Annotated in this window: 2 protein-coding genes; one reads left to right on the plus strand and one right to left on the minus strand. The window is 57.9% G+C overall.

What is annotated here, in order from left to right; translation table 11 throughout:
- The first annotated feature begins 298 nt into the window (after positions 1 to 298).
- Positions 299 to 622, plus strand: coding sequence for a DOPA 4,5-dioxygenase family protein (locus tag AC3WJD_RS21910; protein ID WP_492748957.1), 324 nt, complete (start codon positions 299 to 301; stop codon positions 620 to 622).
- A gap of 290 nt (positions 623 to 912) precedes the next feature.
- On the opposite strand, the gene AC3WJD_RS21915 is transcribed toward AC3WJD_RS21910, so the two are convergent.
- Entirely contained in the window at positions 913 to 1428 is a 516-nt protein-coding gene (locus AC3WJD_RS21915) for a hypothetical protein (RefSeq protein WP_492748960.1), read from the minus strand.
- Positions 1429 to 1734: the final 306 nt, after the last annotated feature.

Below are 1734 nucleotides of genomic sequence, written 5' to 3' on the forward strand. Positions count from 1 at the left end.
TCTCCCCGCCCAAAGCCTATGATTACCACGCTATCTCACGCCCCCGCGAACCTCCCGCGAAGCGGGTTCGTGCATGTGGGCGCGAGCAGTCGCAACCGTTGACGGTGCACATCGGGGGCAGATTTTGCCGTCATCGGCCGAGGAAGCTGCCTGTCCGGACACGACGACATTGCGGACATTAGCGAAGCGAGTAGTCTGCAGCCTCCCGCCTAAGGAAGAGCTGCATGGCCGACGACGAAGCACACCGTATCACGGCCACATCTACTATTCCGTTGAACAACGTCCCGCTGCGGAGGCCTTGCGCGATCAATTCGTCCGCCAGGCCGACAATCCAAAGGAGCCAACTATCCTTTTCGTCGGCAGAATGATGGACACCGGCGTCGGGCCCCACCCGATGGCTCAATACGAAATCCATTTCCTCAAGCGTTCGTTTGAGGACGTCCTTTCGGAGATCAAGGCGTCCGGTTTGAGTGCACTCGTCCATCCGTTGACGGATGACGATCTGGCGGACCACACCACCTTGGGCCACTGGATTGGAGAGCCCCTAGATCTCGACCTGACAGTCCTCGATCCACCCGGACGAAACCAAGGCGTTCCGCGCTTTGGAAAGACTGACTTCTAAGCCAACACTAGCCGCATCAGGGTGTCCGCTTTTCACGACTGACAAACGCCTTTCCAACGTCGGAAATGTCGGCGTCAGCGGCCACGCCCGCTCCGGTTGCGCCAGTGGCGGCTTTCCACGACAGCGCGCGAAAAGCCGCCTGTCGGGTCACGCTGTCATTGCTGCCGTTCGTGCGCGGTCGTACCGCGCCGGAAAGCAAACGCTGGAGAGACTATCTTGACCGGCATCCGCATCTACGGGACGAAGACCGTTCAACGGCTTCTCACCAGAAGGTTTTCACGTAGATCCTGTCAGTTCGTTCGATTATAGACCCGCTTATAGACAATCGGCGTAGAGAGCAGTGGGCTGATGATGGTGGTATGCTCCACCAAATCCTGGCCGACACTACGATACGTTGTGGTCCGCTCGCTGTCGTCGCCACGGAATGTTAGGGAGATGGCTTCACCATCAGCTTTTGCCGACACATCGAAAACAAGCTCTTCAATGAGCTTCCACTTGATCGGCTCTTCGCCTATCCAAACGACGATAGGTGTTTTGGCATCATACGCGATCCCGACTCGACCTCCTGCGATGGAGATTCTAATTCTATTTACCGCAATGGACTTGCGGAGCCTCATGCGAGCGAGAGGGCGCTTGGCGTTGGAAAGGTCGGCGATAGCGCTGTCGATCGCTTGAAAGGCGTTGTCACTCCGCGCCTCGTCCAGAACATAGATGCCTGCAACCACACCTTGCACCGGGCTTGCGGAGCCTGAGGTAGAGCTCAAGATGGCAACTCCGATCGCCGCCGACAAAGTCCAATGACGCATCACGCGCTCCTCAAATTCCGCTGCTCGCCGGTACGGGTGTAGCGACGATCCGGATTAGCGCATAGGTGATGCCTTAGTTGTCGGATCGAGGGACTTCCTCCCGTTTGTAGACGCACGGACTGGCGAAGGGCTGGCCGTATCAGAGGCCGCTAATTCGATCTGAAAACTCGAAAGCGGACCAGCCGCTCTCCCAACAAGGCCGACGTTCGTGCGCCTCTGGTCGCCGCCTGAAACCGGTCATCGTTCTCAATCTGAACGGACGGCTGCAATTGGGAACGGATGATGACCCCACAAACGTCCGAAATG

It is taken from the genome of Sphingobium sp. FW306-1B-F04DB, from assembly GCF_058781925.1.